The sequence below is a fragment of the Janthinobacterium sp. OK676 genome, assembly GCF_900103595.1.
In the GTDB taxonomy this organism is placed as follows: domain Bacteria; phylum Pseudomonadota; class Gammaproteobacteria; order Burkholderiales; family Burkholderiaceae_D; genus Janthinobacterium.
The window spans coordinates 501,997-517,568 of record NZ_FNHA01000003.1 but is presented as its reverse complement, the minus strand read 5'-3'; the positions used below and the strand labels follow the sequence as shown (position 1 = coordinate 517,568).

Annotated in this window: 11 protein-coding genes; 8 read left to right on the top strand and 3 right to left on the bottom strand. The window is 63.4% G+C overall.

The genetic code is table 11. The annotated features are described in order from the left end of the window. The first annotated feature begins 136 nt into the window (after positions 1 to 136). Together BLU39_RS09185 and BLU39_RS09180 are read left to right on the top strand one after the other, a co-directional pair. Positions 137 to 1,105, top strand: a complete 969-nt coding sequence (locus BLU39_RS09185; RefSeq protein WP_092712101.1) for a DUF2167 domain-containing protein — start codon at positions 137 to 139, stop codon at positions 1,103 to 1,105. A gap of 99 nt (positions 1,106 to 1,204) precedes the next feature. Beyond that, a complete protein-coding gene (locus tag BLU39_RS09180) occupies positions 1,205 to 1,714 on the top strand; it encodes a DUF1993 domain-containing protein (protein WP_175539245.1) in 510 nt (169 codons plus the stop codon). Here BLU39_RS09180 and BLU39_RS09175 read toward each other — a convergent pair. Then, positions 1,711 to 2,268: a glycine zipper 2TM domain-containing protein gene (locus BLU39_RS09175; RefSeq protein ID WP_092712099.1), complete on the bottom strand. Its 558-nt coding sequence runs from the start codon at positions 2,266 to 2,268 to the stop codon at positions 1,711 to 1,713. The two genes, BLU39_RS09180 and BLU39_RS09175, sit on opposite strands and share 4 nt — an antisense overlap. Positions 2,269 to 2,429: 161 nt before the next feature. Between BLU39_RS09175 and BLU39_RS09170 the strand changes: the two genes are divergently transcribed. The 6 genes from BLU39_RS09170 to BLU39_RS09145 all read left to right on the top strand — a co-directional run bounded on the left by BLU39_RS09170 (position 2,430) and on the right by BLU39_RS09145 (position 11,327). Then, entirely contained in the window at positions 2,430 to 3,542 is a 1,113-nt protein-coding gene (locus tag BLU39_RS09170; RefSeq protein WP_092712097.1) for an NADH:flavin oxidoreductase/NADH oxidase, read from the top strand. Between the two features lie 152 nt (positions 3,543 to 3,694). After that, entirely contained in the window at positions 3,695 to 5,314 is a 1,620-nt protein-coding gene (locus BLU39_RS09165; protein WP_092712095.1) for an ABC-F family ATP-binding cassette domain-containing protein, read from the top strand. A 218-nt stretch (positions 5,315 to 5,532) separates the two neighbouring features. Further along, complete coding sequence (locus BLU39_RS09160) at positions 5,533 to 5,991, top strand: RidA family protein (RefSeq protein WP_034745569.1); 459 nt, start codon at positions 5,533 to 5,535, stop codon at positions 5,989 to 5,991. Positions 5,992 to 6,120: 129 nt separating this feature from the next. Further along, positions 6,121 to 7,551 (top strand): amino acid permease, encoded by a 1,431-nt coding sequence (locus tag BLU39_RS09155; protein WP_092712093.1) that lies wholly within the window; start codon positions 6,121 to 6,123, stop codon positions 7,549 to 7,551. Between the two features lie 286 nt (positions 7,552 to 7,837). Then, the gene (locus BLU39_RS09150; RefSeq protein WP_034745575.1) at positions 7,838 to 9,310 is read left to right on the top strand and encodes an amino acid permease; all 1,473 of its coding nucleotides are present in this window, start codon (positions 7,838 to 7,840) and stop codon (positions 9,308 to 9,310) included. Between the two features lie 67 nt (positions 9,311 to 9,377). Then, positions 9,378 to 11,327, top strand: coding sequence for a S9 family peptidase (locus BLU39_RS09145; protein WP_254788935.1), 1,950 nt, complete (start codon positions 9,378 to 9,380; stop codon positions 11,325 to 11,327). 5 nt (positions 11,328 to 11,332) lie between these two features. On the opposite strand, the gene BLU39_RS09140 is transcribed toward BLU39_RS09145, so the two are convergent. Further along, the gene (locus tag BLU39_RS09140) at positions 11,333 to 13,285 is read right to left on the bottom strand and encodes an acid phosphatase (RefSeq protein ID WP_092712049.1); all 1,953 of its coding nucleotides are present in this window, start codon (positions 13,283 to 13,285) and stop codon (positions 11,333 to 11,335) included. 95 nt (positions 13,286 to 13,380) lie between these two features. Continuing rightward, positions 13,381 to 15,531 (bottom strand): FUSC family protein, encoded by a 2,151-nt coding sequence (locus BLU39_RS09135; protein WP_092712047.1) that lies wholly within the window; start codon positions 15,529 to 15,531, stop codon positions 13,381 to 13,383. Positions 15,532 to 15,572: the final 41 nt, after the last annotated feature.

Here is a 15,572-nt window from a genome sequence, read left to right as displayed (position 1 = left end):
CATGCACGGCCACAGGCGCCAGCCGGGGAAACCCGCCTGGCGCTTTTTCATGTCAAAAATGCTGCACAGAAATAATTATCCATTAAGCAATCAATTGATTTAAAATATTTACCCTTTGCAATTTTTTGGACCGATCATGTTGAAACGCCTGCTGACAGCCTTGCTGTGCCTGACCCTCTCCGGCCTGACGGCTGCCGCCCCTGCCGAAGACAAGGCTGCCGTACCGGAAATGACGGCCGAGCAATTCCTTGCCCAGCTGCACCTGCAGCGCGGCAAGATCACTTTGCCGGGCGGCATCGCTACCCTGGATTTGCCCGCCAACTTCCGTTATTTGTCGCCAGCGGACGCCGAGCGCGTGCTGGTCGAGGCCTGGGGCAATCCGCCGGGCATGGAATCGCTGGGCATGATCGTGCCCGCCAAGACCAGCGTGCTCGAGCGTGACAGCTGGGGCGTCATTGTCACGTATGAAAAGGAAGGGCATATCAAGGATGACGATGCGGACAGCATCAAATACGACGAATTGCTCAAGGATATGCAGGCGTCCGTGCTGGAAAACAATGCGGAGCGCAAGAAGCAGGGCTATCCCGGCATCCATCTGATGGGCTGGGCGGAAAAACCCAGCTATGCCAAGGATACGCACAAGCTGTACTGGGCCAAGGATCTGATGGTCGATGGCGGCGAGCACTCGTTGAACTACAACGTGCGCGTGCTGGGTCGCGAAGGCGTGCTGAACCTGAATGCGATCGCCAGCATGCAGCAGATCGAGGCGATCAAGAAAGAGATGCAGCAAGTGACGGCGTTCACGGAATTTACCGACGGTAACCGCTACACGGATTTCGACAGCAAGACGGACAAGGTGGCCGAGTATGGCCTGGCGGCGCTGGTGGCCGGCGGCGTGGCCAGCAAGCTGGGCCTGTTTGGCAAACTGCTGGCGCTGCTGCTGGCCTTCAAGAAAGTGCTGCTCCTGGCCGTCGTGGGCGGCGGCGCTGCCATCGTCAAGTTTTTCACTGGCAAGCGCAAGGACCAGCCGGCGCCGGTACCGCCGCAGGAGTCCGTTGAGCAGCCGGCGCATTTACCGGACGGCAAGGTCAACCTGGACAAGTAAAAGCAACTGGGCCGCTCGGTGCGCTGACGCACACGGGCGCGCTGCCGGAAAACAGCGCCTCGGGTACACTGGCTCATCGTTCACTATCAGGAGTCCGCCATGTCCGTGTCCATGTATCAGGCAACCATCCCCGTCTTCATCCGCGGCTTGCGGGTCGTCTCGGCCCTGCTGGAAAAAGCGCAAGCCCATGTGGAGGAAGATGGCATCGTGCCCGAGATTTTACTGGGCGCGCAGCTGGCGCCCGACATGCTGGACTTGACGGCGCAGGTGCAGCGCGCCAGCGATACGTCGAAGTTGTCGGTCGAGCGCCTGAGCGGCGTGCCGGCGCCGAAGTTCGAGGATAACGAAGCGTCGTTCGAGCAGCTGCAGGAACGCATCGCCAACACCATCGCCTACATCGACGGCGTGAATGCCGGGCAGATGGCGGGCAGCGCGCAGAAGGAAGTCGTGCTGAACTGGACGGACGAGGGGACGAAATTCTCGGGCGACAATTACCTGCTCAGCTTTGCCTTGCCGAACTTCTATTTCCACGTTTCCATGGTCCACGCCATCCTGAGAAACAATGGCGTGGCCGTGGGCAAACTCGACTATCTTGGTCCTTACGATTAACGTTGCGGTTGCTGCTCGACCTGGTTCTGCACCGCATTGCCCAGCATGCCACCGCCGATCACGCCGGCCACCGTTGCCAGCGCCTTGCCGCGGCCGCCACCTACCTGATTACCGATCAAGCCGCCGATGACGGCGCCCGTGCCGATGCCCACGTAGTTGGGCTGTGACGGTGCCGGCGCAGGCACCGGCTGCTGCTGGCGCGCCGGTTCGCGGTAGCCATCATTGTTGTCATTGTAGGCAGGGCGCGCTTGCGCCACTTGCGTGTGGTGCACGACGCGCTTGTGCACGACGGGTGCGGGGGCTGGCGCAGGAGCCGCTTGTGCGACGACAGGCGCGGCGACCGGTGCAGTCAAGGGCGCTGCCAGGGCAGCGGCGCCGGCCGGCGTCATGGCGGCCACGTCGGCAGGCACGGCCGCCGTGGCAGGCACATTCGCCCGCGAATTGGGCAGGATGCCGGCGATGGACGCCGCGCCGACCAGGCACAGGACCGTCACGGAAATGGCGGCGCCGGCCATCAAAGGGTGGATGCGGTTGGCGGTAGTCGTCGTGTTCATGTGTTCTCCTGGGGTGGTACTGCGGGTGTTATTGATGTGTCCAGATTAGCGGCCCCGCCCGGGCAAGGCTAGCCCTTGCGCTGTATCAAACGTAAGCAGGTGTAAGCCGCGCTTTTCAAAGCACAGTAGAATCGGTGCTTCCCCTTTTTCCGGAGTCCGCCATGAGCCAGCTATTCACGCCGTATGCCCTGGGGCCGCTGCACGTGGCCAACCGCATCGCCATCGCGCCCATGTGCCAGTACTCGGCCGACAACGGCAACGCCACCGACTGGCACATGATCCACCTGGGCCATCTGGCCCTGTCCGGCGCGGGCTTGCTGATGACGGAGGCGACGGCCGTCTCGCCCGAGGGACGCATCTCGGCCGAAGACCTGGGTCTGTGGTCGGATGCGAATCAGACTGCGCTGTCCAACGTGGTGCAGGCGATCCGCCGCCACGCTCCGATTCCCCTAGTGGTGCAGCTGGGCCATGCGGGACGCAAGGCCTCGAGCCGCGCGCCCTGGCAGGGTGGTTCCTGCGTGCACCTGGCCGAGGGCGGCTGGCAAACGGTGGCGCCGTCCGCCATCGCCCATGCACCGGGCGAAACCGTGCCGATCGCCCTGGACGAGATGGGCTTGCTGCAAGTGAAGGGCGCCTTTGTCGCGGCCGCCCAGCGCGTGCATGCGCTGGGCATCGAGGGCATCGAACTGCATGCGGCGCACGGTTATCTGCTGCACCAGTTCCTCTCGCCGCTGTCCAATCACCGCACGGATGCGTATGGCGGCAGCCTGGAAAACCGCATGCGCTTTCCGCTGGAGGTGTATGAGGCCGTACGCGCCGCCGTGCCGGCCAGCGTGGCCGTGGGCGTGCGCATTTCCGCCACCGACTGGGTCGAAGGCGGCTGGGAAATCGAGCAAAGCGTGCGCTTCGCGCAGGAACTCAAGCAGCTGGGCGCCGACTTCATCCACGTCTCCAGTGGCGGTATTTCGCCGCAGCAGCAGATTCCCGTAGGCCCGGGCTATCAGGTGGCGTTTGCCGAACGCATCAAGCGCGACAGCGGCTTGCCCACCATCAGCGTGGGCTTGATCACGCAAGCGCAGCAGGCGGAAGACATCATCGCCAACGGCCAGTCCGACATGGTGGCGCTGGCGCGCGCCATCCTGTTCGACCCGCGCTGGCCCTGGCATGCGGCGGCCCAGCTGGGCGCGCAAGTGCAGGCGCCGCCGCAGTACTGGCGCTCGCAGCCGCGTGAATTCAAGAACCTGTTCGGCGACACGACGCTGGGGCAGCGCTAAGGGAACGGCTCTGCTACACTGACGCTTCTTCCCCATTTCTCCAGGACGCTTCGACATGCGCCATTGATACTGCCGTGCTGTGCACGGCCTCGCCCATCCCGCCACAGCGCATAGCGCCGCGCGGGTTCGCCAGCCTTGCTCAAGGAGTATCCATGCCCGCATTACTACAACTCGACCGTCTGTCCTTCGTGCTGCCCGATGGCCGCGCCCTGTTTTCCGATTTGCAATTTGGCTTTGCCCCGCAACGTATCGGCCTCGTCGGCGATAACGGTGTGGGCAAGAGCGTGCTGGCGCGCCTGCTGGCGGGCCAGGCGCAACCGTCTTCCGGCGCCGTGCGCTGCGACGGCAGCGTGCATTACGTGGCGCAGGAACTCGATCCTGAGCGCTATCCCAGCGTGGCGGCGCTCGCCGGCATGGACGACTTGCTGGCCGCGCTGGCGCGCATTGCCGAAGGCAGCGTTGACGAAGCTGATTACGCGCTCGTGGGAGAGCGCTGGGATGCCCACGCCCGTTTGCGCCAGGCGCTCAATGCGCTCGATTTGCGCCATGTCGATGCCGCTACGCCAACGGCCAGCCTGAGCGGCGGCGAACGGCAGCGCATCGCCCTGCAAGGGGCCTGGCTGGCGCAGGCGGACTGGCTGGTGCTCGATGAACCGAGCAACCATCTTGATGCGCAGCAGCGCGCCCGCCTCGTGGCGCAGATGGCGCGCTGGCCGGGCGGCTTGCTGCTGGTCAGCCATGACCGCGGCTTGCTCGAGCACGTCGATGCAATCGTCGAGCTGTCGAGCCAGGGCTTGCGCAGCTATGGCGGCAATTACACGATGTATGCGCAGCAGCGCGCGCTGGAACAGGCTGGCTTTGCGGCCGCCTTGCAGGCGGAAAAGGCGGGCGCCAGACGCGAACAGCGCGAAGCGCAGCAGCAGGCCGAACGCCAGCAGAAACGGGTGGTGCGTGGCGAGCGCGAGGGCCGTGAAGGCAACCAAAGCAAGCTGCTGCTCGACGCGCGCAAGGAGAAAAGCCAGGATAGCCAGGGCAAGCTGCGCGTGCGCGCGCAAGAGGCGCAGCAGGCGCGCCAGCACAGGGTGATGGATGCCAGCGCCCGCTGCGCGCCCGAGATGGAGCGCCTGCTGCTGGCGCCCGACAGTGCCGTGCCGAACGGCAAGCTGATCCTGGAATTGCGCGAGCTGGTCTTGCCCTATGGCCAGGCGCAGACTGTGGACCTGGTCATCAGCGGTCCGCGCCGCCTGGCCGTGACGGGCAATAATGGCAGCGGCAAGTCGACCCTGCTGCGCGTGATCGCCGGCCAGCTGGCGCCTGCCGGCGGCGAGGTACTGTGCCACGCACGGGTAGCGTGGCTGGACCAGCATGCGGGGCTGCAAGACGGCGAACGGAGCGCCGTGCAGCGCTTGCAGGAACGCAACAGCACCATGGCGGAAGGGGAGTTACGCACGCGGCTGGCGCTGCTGGGCATCGCCGGCGCGCGCGCCACCCTGCCCAGCCGTTTGCTCAGCGGCGGCGAGCGCATGAAGGTGGCGCTGGCGGCCGAACTGTATGCGCAGGCGCCGCCGCAACTGCTGCTGTTAGACGAACCCGACAATCATCTGGACCTGGCCAGCCTGCAGGCGCTGGAACAGATGCTGGTGCAATACCACGGCGCGTTACTTGTGGTATCGCATGACCAGGCATTTCTGGAAGCGATAAACCTTGACCCCGAGGGCTTGACATTGCACAAGTGGCAATTTAATGAAAAAAGTCACGGTCGATGCCTGTAGAGCATGCTTCATGAACTGATGCTGAATTTTGTTTGATTGTCGGTATAATCCACTGAATAACCGGGCCTATTTGTGAACTAAAACTGCTGGTTCACCAATATGATGACGTTTAATCTGGCACTGTTGTCGGTCACTACCGCGCTGCCAGGGCGTCATCCTCCGTGCCCTGCCGTGCATGAATTCTGGTTTCGCTTATATTGTTTTCTTGGAGAAATAGCATGTCGTTTTACGAAAAACTCAAAGCCCTCAACATTGAATTGCCAGTCGTTGCAGCGCCAGCTGCCGCCTACGTGATGCATGCGCGCACGGGCAACACCGTCTTCCTGTCCGGCCACCTGGCCAAGAAGGATGGCAAGGTCTGGGTTGGCCAACTGGGCAAGGATGTGACGACGGAAGAAGGCAAGATCGCCGCGCGCGGCATCGCCATCGAACTGATCGCCACCCTGCAAGACGCGTGCGGCGGCGACTTGAACAAGGTCAAGCGCATCGTCAAGGTCATGAGCCTGGTCAATTCCACCTCCGAATTCACGGAACAGCACCTGGTCACCAATGGCGCCTCGGAACTGTTCGTCGAAGTCTTCGGCGACAGCGGCAAGCACGCGCGCTCCGCCTTCGGCGTGGCGCAAATTCCGCTGGGCGCTTGCGTCGAGATCGAGCTGATCGCCGAACTGGCCTGACGGAGTAGCCTGACCACATGAGCATGCCGGCGCTTCTCGCCGGCGCGCCTTTTCCTCCTTTCCAGCAAGAGCGGAACCGCCATTGGGGTGGAGGGATCGGTGTATTCAAGAAAAAAACGGAGACACGTAATGAAAACGAGTGAACAAGGCTTGCACCGCGGCCTGGGCGAGCGGCAGATCCGCCTGATGGCGCTGGGCGCCGCGATTGGCGTGGGCCTCTTTTTGGGTTCGGGTAATGCGATCAAGATGGCCGGTCCCGGCATCATGCTGTCGTACATCATCGGTGGCGCGGTCATCTTCATGATCATGCGCGCACTGGGCGAAATGGCCGTGCACGACCCCGTCGCCGGCTCCTTCAGCCGCTATGCCCAGGATTACCTGGGGCCTTTGCAAGGCTATCTGACGGGCTGGAACTACTGGTTCCTGTGGCTGGTCACGTGCGTGGCGGAAATTACCGCCGTCGCCATCTACATGGGCATCTGGTTCCCCGACGTGCCGCGCTGGATCTGGGCCCTGGCGGCCCTGGGTTCCATGGGCGCCATCAACCTGCTGGCCGTGAAAGCCTACGGCGAGTTCGAGTTCTGGTTCGCCCTGATCAAGGTGGTCACCATCATCCTGATGATCGTCGGCGGCACGGGCATGATCATCTTCGGTCTCGGCAACGGCGGCGTGGCCATCGGTATCTCGAACCTGTGGACGCATGGCGGCTTCTTCCCGAATGGCGCGCAGGGCGTGCTGATGTCGCTGCAGATGGTGATGTTTGCCTACCTGGGCGTGGAAATGATTGGCCTGACGGCTGGCGAAGCGGCCAACCCGAAGAAATCGATTCCCGACGCTATCAATTCCGTGTTCTGGCGCATTTTGATTTTCTATGTCGGCGCCTTGTTCGTCATCCTGTCGATCTACCCATGGAATGAAATCGGCACCACCGGCAGCCCGTTCGTGATGACGTTCGAACGCCTGGGCATCAAGACGGCGGCCGGCATCATCAACTTCGTCGTGCTGACGGCGGCCCTGTCGTCGTGCAATGGCGGCATCTTCAGCACGGGCCGCATGCTGTACAACCTGGCGCTGCAAGGCCAGGCGCCAAAGGCGTTTGCGGAAACGACGGCCAGCGGCGTGCCGCGCCGCGCCATCCTCGTGTCTGTCTTCGCGCTGCTGCTGGGCGTGCTGCTGAACTACCTGGTGCCGGAAAAAGTGTTTATCTGGGTCACCTCGATTTCCACCTTCGGCGCCGTCTGGACCTGGGGCGTGATCCTCGTCACGCAGATCCAGTTCCGCAAGACCCTGACGCCGCTGGAAATCAAGAACCTGGCTTTCCGCATGCCGTTCGCGCCCTACGGTTCCTGGATTTCGCTCGCTTTCCTGGCACTGGTGATCGGCCTGATGGCGTATTTCCCCGATACGCGCATCGCCCTGATGGTGGGGCCAGCCTGGCTGATCCTGCTGACGGTGCTGTACTACGCGCTGGGCCTGGCACCGAAAGAGCGCCGCGATGACGTGCCGCAAGGCTATGAAGCGGGCTGGCCGCAGGCTGATGCGCCACACGGCAAGAAGTAATTCAGCTGAACTGAGCTGAACCAGAAGCGCGTCGCTGCCCCTGCAGCGGCGCGCTTTTTATTTCATATCGGCAATCTTGCACTCGGCTACGCCTATGCGCGTTTGGCGGCGCACGCCTGGCGTTGTTTCCATGCATCAAAGTTCTGTTTAGCTGAGCCGGTGAAAGCCCTATAATCGCTTAGTTTTGAAAATGGACGCGATCTTTCCGGTTTTTTACCAGGTAGGGCCGGAGCGCTATTTGTTTTTACCCGTCATACGAATATGTGTGCCTCATAAAGGAATATTAGTGAGCCAAACCCTGGTCCAGAAAATTTGCCGCACCAAGCCGATCGATACCACGGTCGAATATGGTGAAGGCCTCAGCAGCAGCGGCTTGAGCCGGTCCATCGGCCTGTTTTCCCTCACCATGATCGGCGTCGGCGCCACCATCGGCACGGGCATTTTCTTTACCATGGTCGAAGCCGTGCCCAAGGCGGGCCCATCGGTCGTCCTGTCCTTCCTGATCGCCGCCATCACGGCCGGCCTGACGGCCTTGTGCTATGCGGAGCTGTCGTTCCGCATCCCCGCCTCCGGCTCCTCGTATTCGTTTGCCTACGCCACCGTGGGCGAGTTTCTTGCCTTCATCATGGCCGCCTGCTTGCTGCTCGAATACGGCTTGGCGGGCAGTGCCGTGGCCATCGGCTGGTCGTCCTACCTGAACAATTTCCTGGAAAATGCGTTTGGCTGGCATATTCCCGAGATGCTGCGCACGCCGATGATCGTTTCCGGCCCGCATGGCATGGAGTTTCACGCCGGCCACATCAACCTGCCGCCGATCTTTTTGATCTGCATGTGCGGTTTCCTGCTGCTGCGCGGCGCCAAGGAATCGGCCCTGATGAATGCCATCATGGTCATCATCAAGCTGTCCATCCTCGTATTCTTCATTGCCATCGCCTTCTCCGGTTTTAACGCCGACAACTTCGTGCCCTTCTTCAATACCGACAATAGCAAGGGCTTTGCCGGCATGACGGGCGTGACGGCCGCGGCCGGCACCGTCTTCTTCTCCTTCATCGGCCTCGATACGGTGGCCACGGCGGGCGACGAAGTGAAAGACCCGAAGCGCAATGTGCCGCGCGGCATCCTGTATGGCTTGCTGATCGTCACCGTGTTTTATCTGCTGGTGGCCGTGGCCGCCCTCGGCGCGCAACAGGCGAAACTGTTCGAAGGCCAGGAAGCGGGCCTGGCGGTGATCCTGCAAAACGTGACGGGCAAGACCTGGCCCGCGCTGGTGCTGTCGGCCGGCGCCGTCATTTCCGTCTTCAGCGTGACCCTCGTGACGATCTATGGCCAGACGCGCATCCTGTTTGCCGTCAGCCGCGACGGCCTGATCCCGAAATCGTTCCAGAAGATCCACCCGCGCACCCTGGTGCCGGTCAGCAATACCATCATCGTCTGCCTCGTGGTGGCCGTGGTGGCCGGATCCATCGATGCGACTTACCTGTGGGACATGGTCAGCATCGGCACCCTGACGGCCTTCATGGTGGTGTCGATCGCCGTGCCCGTGCTGCGCCACAAACAGGGCGCGAACCGCATCGAAGGCTTCAGCGTGCCGTTCGGTCCATACGTGATTCCCGGCCTGAGCGTACTCGCTTGCCTGTACATCATGCGCGATTTGCCGCATACGACGTTTGTCGTGTTTAGTATCTGGATGACGGTGACGGTGGCCATTTACTTCCTGTACAGCATGCGGCATTCGCACCTGGGCAAGAAGGCCCGCTGATGCAGTCTGTTCCATCCAAAACCGCCGCGCTTGCCGGCGGTTTTTTTTATTTCTAACCGGAATTTACATGATGAAAATAACTGATCTGGCCGCCTGCGGCGTGCTGGCAAGCAGCCTTCTGGGCACCACGGCATACGCCGCAGCTGCAACCGGGCCGGCATTGCGCGATTACCGCGCCGTGGCCCTGTCGGCCGATGGCCGGCGCATCGCCGCCATCGAGTCGAGCAAGGCGGGCGAGCAAGCGCAGCGCCCGCATGCGGCCATCGTCGTGCGCGACGCCGCCAACGGCGCCATCGTGCAGCAATTCGATCCATGTGCCGTGTGTTCCTACGACAAGCCCAGCTGGTCGCCCGATGGCCGGCAACTGGCCTTTGTCGGCTACGACGCGAAGGCGGGCACGGCGCAGCTGTACCTGGCCACCCTGGCGCAGGCCCAAGCTCGCATGTTGACCAGCATCAAGGGCGTGGCCAGCACGGCGCGCTGGTCGCCGGATGGCAAGCAGGTCGCCATGCTCGCGACGGTCGGCGCGCGCAAGCTGGCCGGCGCCGTCGAGGCGGGCGCGCGCCAGGTGGGCGAAGTGGGCAGCGAAGACGATGCCCAGCGCATCGGCGTCGTGCCGGCCAGCGGCGGCGAGCTGCGCTTGCTGTCGCCCGCCGACACCTATGTGTATGAATACAACTGGACGCCCGATGGCCGCGGCTTCGTTGCCACCAGCGCGCAAGGCAATGGCGACAGCAACTGGTGGGTCGCCAAGCTCAGCCATATCGATGCGGCCACGGGTGCCCTGCGCGTGATCGCGTCACCGGCCATGCAGCTGAACCTGCCTTCGGTCTCGCCCGATGGCAAGACGGTGGCCTTCATCGGCGGGCTGATGAGCGATTTCGGCTCCATCGGCGGCGACCTCTACACGGTGCCCCTGGCCGGCGGCACGCCGCGCAATGTGACGCCTGATTATCGCGGCACCTTCAATGGCGTCGTCTGGCGTGGCGCCCGCTTGCTGGCGACGGCCCTGATCGACTCGCAGCTGGCGCTGGTGCCCGTCGACGCGCAGACCGGCCCCAGCCAACCTGTGCTGCTCGGTGAGCTCAGCAGCAGCGGCAGCGATGGCCGCTTGTCGTTCAGCGCCGATGGCTCGCATGCGGCGGCCGCACAGGAAGACTTTACGCACGCCAGTTACCTGGTGGCGGGACCGGTGGCCCAGCTGAAAAAGATTACGCACGACAATGACGGCTTCGCGCCGCAGCTGGCGGTGCGGAACGTGGGCTGGAACAACGAGCAATACAAGGTGCAGGGCTGGCTGCTGGGGCCGCTGAAGACGGACGCCGGCAAGCGCTATCCGATGGTCGTCAACGTGCATGGCGGGCCCGGCGCGGCCGCCTCGCCCCGCTACGTGGGCGCGGGCACCCTGATCCACGAATTGACGCAAAAAGGCTATTTCGTCTTCCTGCCCAATCCGCGCGGCAGCTTTGGCCAGGGCCAGGCTTTTACGCGCGCCAACATGGCCGACTTTGGCGGCGGCGACTGGCGCGACATTCTCGCCGGCATCGACGCCGTGCAAACAGTGGCGCCTGTCGATGGCCAGCGCCTGGGCCTGATCGGCCATTCGTATGGCGGCTTCATGACTATGTGGGGCGTCACCCACAGCGACCGTTTCAAGGCGGCCGTGGCGGGCGCGGGCGTGTCGAACTGGATCAGCTATTACGGCCAGAACGGCATCAACCAGTGGATGATCCCGTTCTTTGGCGCCTCCGCGTATGACGACCCGGCCGTCTACCGCAAGGCGTCGCCCATCGAATCGATCAAGGTGGCCAAGACGCCGACCCTGATCTACGTGGGCGAGCGCGACGTGGAAACGCCGGCCGCCCAGTCGCTGGAATTCTGGCACGGCTTGCGTGCCATGGGCGTGCCGTCCAGCCTGTTCATCTACGACGGCGAAGGCCATTCCTTCCGCAAGCCCGAGCACCAGCGCGACTTGCAGAAGCGCACCGTCGGCTGGTTCGAGCGTTACCTCAAGTAGGTCGCTTATACATCCAGGCGCAGCTGCAAGCCCGTTGCCGTGTACGTCGGCGTCACCTTGAAACCATCGACGGTGATGCTGTCGAACTTGCCTTTCAGGCTGGCGGCCTGCAGCACGTTCAGCGTGTCGCCGGCGGCCGGCTTGTAGCCGTTCTGGAACGTCACTTTCAGGCTGCCGCCCGCCACCGTCATCTGGCCCGCCACGCTCAGGCGGCCTTGCTGCCCGCCGCCCAGCTTCAATTCCAGATTGCCGGTGGTCAGCTGCGTGTACTTGCCGGCCAGCGCCAGGCCGGACTGGGCATTGCTGACCAGGGTGCCGCCGCTGACATACACGTCGCCCTTGCCGAAGGCCGTGGCCGACAAGCCTTCCAGGCGTCCCCCTTCCAGCTGCGTGCCGCCGCTCCAGCTATTGTTGCCGCCCAGCTTCAGGGTGCCCGTGCCTTGCTTGTTCAGCTTGCCCGTGCCGCCGATGTCGTTGCGCCAACGGTCGACGGCGTAGAAGCCGCCTTTGGCCGCATCCATGCTGATGCTCACATTGCCCGTGAAGACGGCATAGCCATCGGCGGCGGCAAACAGGTTCAAGCGGCCCCAGCCTTCTGCATCGTCCATCACCGGGTAGCCCGATGGCAAGGCCGTTGTTTTCAGCACCACGCGGCGCTGCGCGTCGGACAGATACGGCAAACGCGTTTCCAGCAGTACTTCCGCGCCTTTCGGCACGACGGCCGGCGCATTGGCGGCGCCCGTCTGCGCGAAACCGAAGGTCAGGCGACGGATATAGGCGGCCTTGATGCTGGCGTAGTCCGAAAAGCGGTCGTTGGCGCTGCTGCCCGAATGGGCGTAGTCGTAGAAGGTGTCGGCCGTGGTGCCGGTTTTCGCCATCAGGGTCGTGTGCGCCTGCGTCACGGCGGCGGCCTTGGTGGCGGCCGTGGCCGGGTCGAGCAGGTTGGCGGCGACGATGGCTTGCGCCTGCACGCGGCCGCTGATCACGTCGAGCGGCGAATGCATGCCGGCGATGATGCGGTTTTCACCGAGTTCCAGTCCGCGCGCCACCATTTCCTGGTAGCGCTCGGGCAAGGCATACGCCATGCCCAGCGCGCCGCGCACGGCTTCGGCCGAGTGGCCGCTGGTAAAGCCGCCATCGGTGGCGGGCGTGGCGCTTCGGGCCGGCATCAGGGCCGGGATCACGGCCACGTTGCTGCTCCAGCGGAACGGCCGCGCATATTTGTAGAAGCGCTTGGCCGGTTCCGTCGAGCCATTGTTGCCCATGGCGTTGACGAGGCCCACGACGTTGCCGAACTCGGCGTTGGCGCTGCCCGCCACGCCCGTGTTGCTGCCGCTGTCGTTGTAGAGCTTGCTTGTCGCATCCGGCGCGATGTCGGTGATGCTGGTGGTCTGGCGTGCCGCGCTGCGCCAGGCGTCCGTCAGCGGACCCATGCCGTCGGTGATGCTGTAGCCCTTGCCGCGGCGGTCGTCCAGGTAGGCGGCCAGTTCCTGCGCCGGGGTGCGGCTGATCGTGGCCTTGACGACGAAATCGATGTTGGCATTGTGCACGCTGGCATTGACGATGGTGCCGCCCGGCGTGCCATCGTTGGGCACGCCCGTCCAGGCGGAAGGCACGACGGCGGGGAAGCCGTCCACGGCCGGCGCCGAGACGCCGGCATCGACGATTTCCGTCAACGGTTTCCAGATGTCGAGCATGCCGATCAGCACGCGCACGCCCGCATTCGTGGCGGCCGTGGCGTAGCGTGCATCGCCGCGCTGGTTGCTGGCGATATTGTCGACAAAGGGAATGGCCGTGGCCGATGGCGGCGCCGTGTCGGGCGCGCCTTGGTCGGCGGGCGCGGCGGGAACGACGAGCGCCGTGTCCTGGTGATCGGAACCGCCGCAGGCGGCAAGGGCGAGGGCGGCGCTGATGGCCAGCGCCAGCGGCAGGCGCCGGCTCAGAGGAAATGCGTGCATGGATGACCTTGGCTGGAAGTGGAAAAACCATGGCAGCATAGAGAGGCCAGATGACCTCCTGATGACACCACTTGCGCCAGGGCGTCCCCAAAAAATTATCTGGGGGCCACGATATGCACGATCGCCGCGCTATGCACCACGATCTTGTCCGCATCGGCCTGCAACAGGCGAATGCGTCTTTTGACCAGCGGCCAGCCCGACCAGTCCACTTCGCTCACGGGCGGGGCGGCAGGGGCCGTCAGCGGGGCGCTGATGGCGGCCTTGTTGTCGAGCTGGTCCAGCGCGCGCGACAGGGTCAGACACACTTGCGTGTGGCTATGGCCAAGCAGGGCGTTGACGGGCGTGACGGGCAACTGGCTCGCGTGGCGCCCCAGGATGGAGCGCAGCGCCGCCACGTGGGCCACCAGCAAGTAGTTTTGCACGATGAACAGGTTGATGTCTTCCACTGCCCGCTGCTTGCTGGCCGGTTCATCGAGCATGCGCACGAGTGCCGAGCTGAGCGCGGCCAGGCTGTCCATCAATCGCTTGCGCTCGATACGGTAGGCGAAATCATCGAAACATTTTCCCTGCAGCAGCGCGAAGCTGGCCTGCATGTATGACAGGTTCACATTCAGCACCTGGCGCACGAGGCGCGGCAGGCTCTGGTATTCCCAGTTGGCCAGCACGAAGCTGAATACGGTGGCCACCGCCGCGCCGATCAGGGTATCGATCAGGCGTTCGCTGACGAGGTTCGGGTTGCTGGGCGCCACCAGGTGCATTTGCAGCAGAATCATCAGGCTCACGGCAATGGCCGTGTAGCGGTAGCGCAAATAGATGAAGGTGGGCGTGGCCACGATGGAGAGGAATAAAATGGCCATCAGCACGATATTGCTGTGCACGAAGCGGATCACGATGGCCGTGATCACGCAGCCGATGATGGTGCCGATGATGCGGTCGGCGCGGCGCTGGCGCGTCATGCTGAAGGTAGGGCGCAGGATGATGACGATGGTGAGCACGATCCAGTAGCTGTGCGCCGCATACGGCAGCCAGTGGCCGATCAGCAATCCGACGGAAATGGCCATCGACACGCGCAGGGCGAAGCGGAACACGGGCGAATCCAGGCGCAGGTTGGCCAGCAGGGTCTTCAGTTCATATTTCTGCTGCGACAGGAATGGCGCCATGTCCGCGCCGCTCCAGAACGGGACGTTGTCATACACTTTCTGGCTGGCCAGATGCAGCTCCGCGATCATCTTCAGAATGGCGCGTATCTTGTTGCGCTGCGCGCGCAGGGTCGCCAGCGCTTCTTGCGCGCTGTCGCCCTTGGCTTGCAGACGGACGATTTCCGCCTCGATGTCGGCCCATTCCTTGTCGTAGCTGATCTGCGCATACGAGGCGCGCTTGCGCGTGACGGCGTAGGCGACGGATTCGATGTCGCGCGCCGCCTTGTAGGCCAGGTCGTGCAGGGATTTCAGCACGTCGGAGTCGGCCAGGTGCTGGCGCAGCAGCGCGTAATCCGTGTGCGTGGAAAGGATCAGTTCATACAGATCGAGCATGCACACGTGCACTTGCACGACGATGGCGTCCTTGCTGTTCTTGTGGCTGCGCAAAATCAAGTCGCGCGACGCCTGCTGGCGGTCGGCCAGGATGCTTTGATGGCGCACCAGCTTGTTGAACTGTTCCGTCAGATTGAAGCGCGTGTCGTAGAAATCGGCCTTGATGTCGATGTAGGCGGCCAGTTCGAACAGGGCTTCGGCCAGCACTTGCTGCTTGATGCGGTGGCGCAAGACCCAGGCGATGGCCATGGCGTAGGCCAGATAGATCAGGCCGCCCAGCATGAACAGGCCCGCGTGGTGGAATGATTGCTGCCACGTCATCTGATGCTCCATCGACATGGTCATGATGAACAGGGCGGCCAGTTGCAAGGGCATGGATTTCTTGCCGTACACCACCATCATGCTGGCCAGGAAACTGACGAGCACGAGCACCGTCATCAACAGCCACTGCACGGGGCCGCACAGGCTGATCAATAAGGTCACGGCGCTGCACAGCAGCACGGAAGCGAGCATTTCGTTGAACTTGTGGCGCAGCGGGCTGGGCATGTCCATCAGGGTCGTGCACAGGGCGCCGATGCACACCGTCATGGCGGTGGTGCTGTCGCTGATTTCCAGGGTCAGCAAGGTCAGGCCGACCAGGCCGACGGCCACGCGCAAGCCCAGGTAAAAATAATGGCTGTAAATAAAGGTGCGCAGGTTCAGTGCGTAGTGCATGGGATTACCTTGTGGGCAGGGCACAGAAAGAGGCGCCGCAC

What these genes read in the sequence shown, in the direction of transcription:
- BLU39_RS09145 (WP_254788935.1), top strand. Translation starts at nt 9,378, where the DNA reads ATGATGAAAATAACTGATCTGGCCGCCTGCGGCGTGCTGGCAAGCAGC.
- BLU39_RS09135 (WP_092712047.1), bottom strand. Translation starts at nt 15,531, where the DNA reads ATGCACTACGCACTGAACCTGCGCACCTTTATTTACAGCCATTATTTT.
- BLU39_RS09155 (WP_092712093.1), top strand. Translation starts at nt 6,121, where the DNA reads ATGAAAACGAGTGAACAAGGCTTGCACCGCGGCCTGGGCGAGCGGCAG.
- BLU39_RS09160 (WP_034745569.1), top strand. Translation starts at nt 5,533, where the DNA reads ATGTCGTTTTACGAAAAACTCAAAGCCCTCAACATTGAATTGCCAGTC.
- BLU39_RS09180 (WP_175539245.1), top strand. Translation starts at nt 1,205, where the DNA reads ATGTCCGTGTCCATGTATCAGGCAACCATCCCCGTCTTCATCCGCGGC.
- BLU39_RS09165 (WP_092712095.1), top strand. Translation starts at nt 3,695, where the DNA reads ATGCCCGCATTACTACAACTCGACCGTCTGTCCTTCGTGCTGCCCGAT.
- BLU39_RS09185 (WP_092712101.1), top strand. Translation starts at nt 137, where the DNA reads ATGTTGAAACGCCTGCTGACAGCCTTGCTGTGCCTGACCCTCTCCGGC.
- BLU39_RS09175 (WP_092712099.1), bottom strand. Translation starts at nt 2,268, where the DNA reads ATGAACACGACGACTACCGCCAACCGCATCCACCCTTTGATGGCCGGC.
- BLU39_RS09140 (WP_092712049.1), bottom strand. Translation starts at nt 13,285, where the DNA reads ATGCACGCATTTCCTCTGAGCCGGCGCCTGCCGCTGGCGCTGGCCATC.
- BLU39_RS09170 (WP_092712097.1), top strand. Translation starts at nt 2,430, where the DNA reads ATGAGCCAGCTATTCACGCCGTATGCCCTGGGGCCGCTGCACGTGGCC.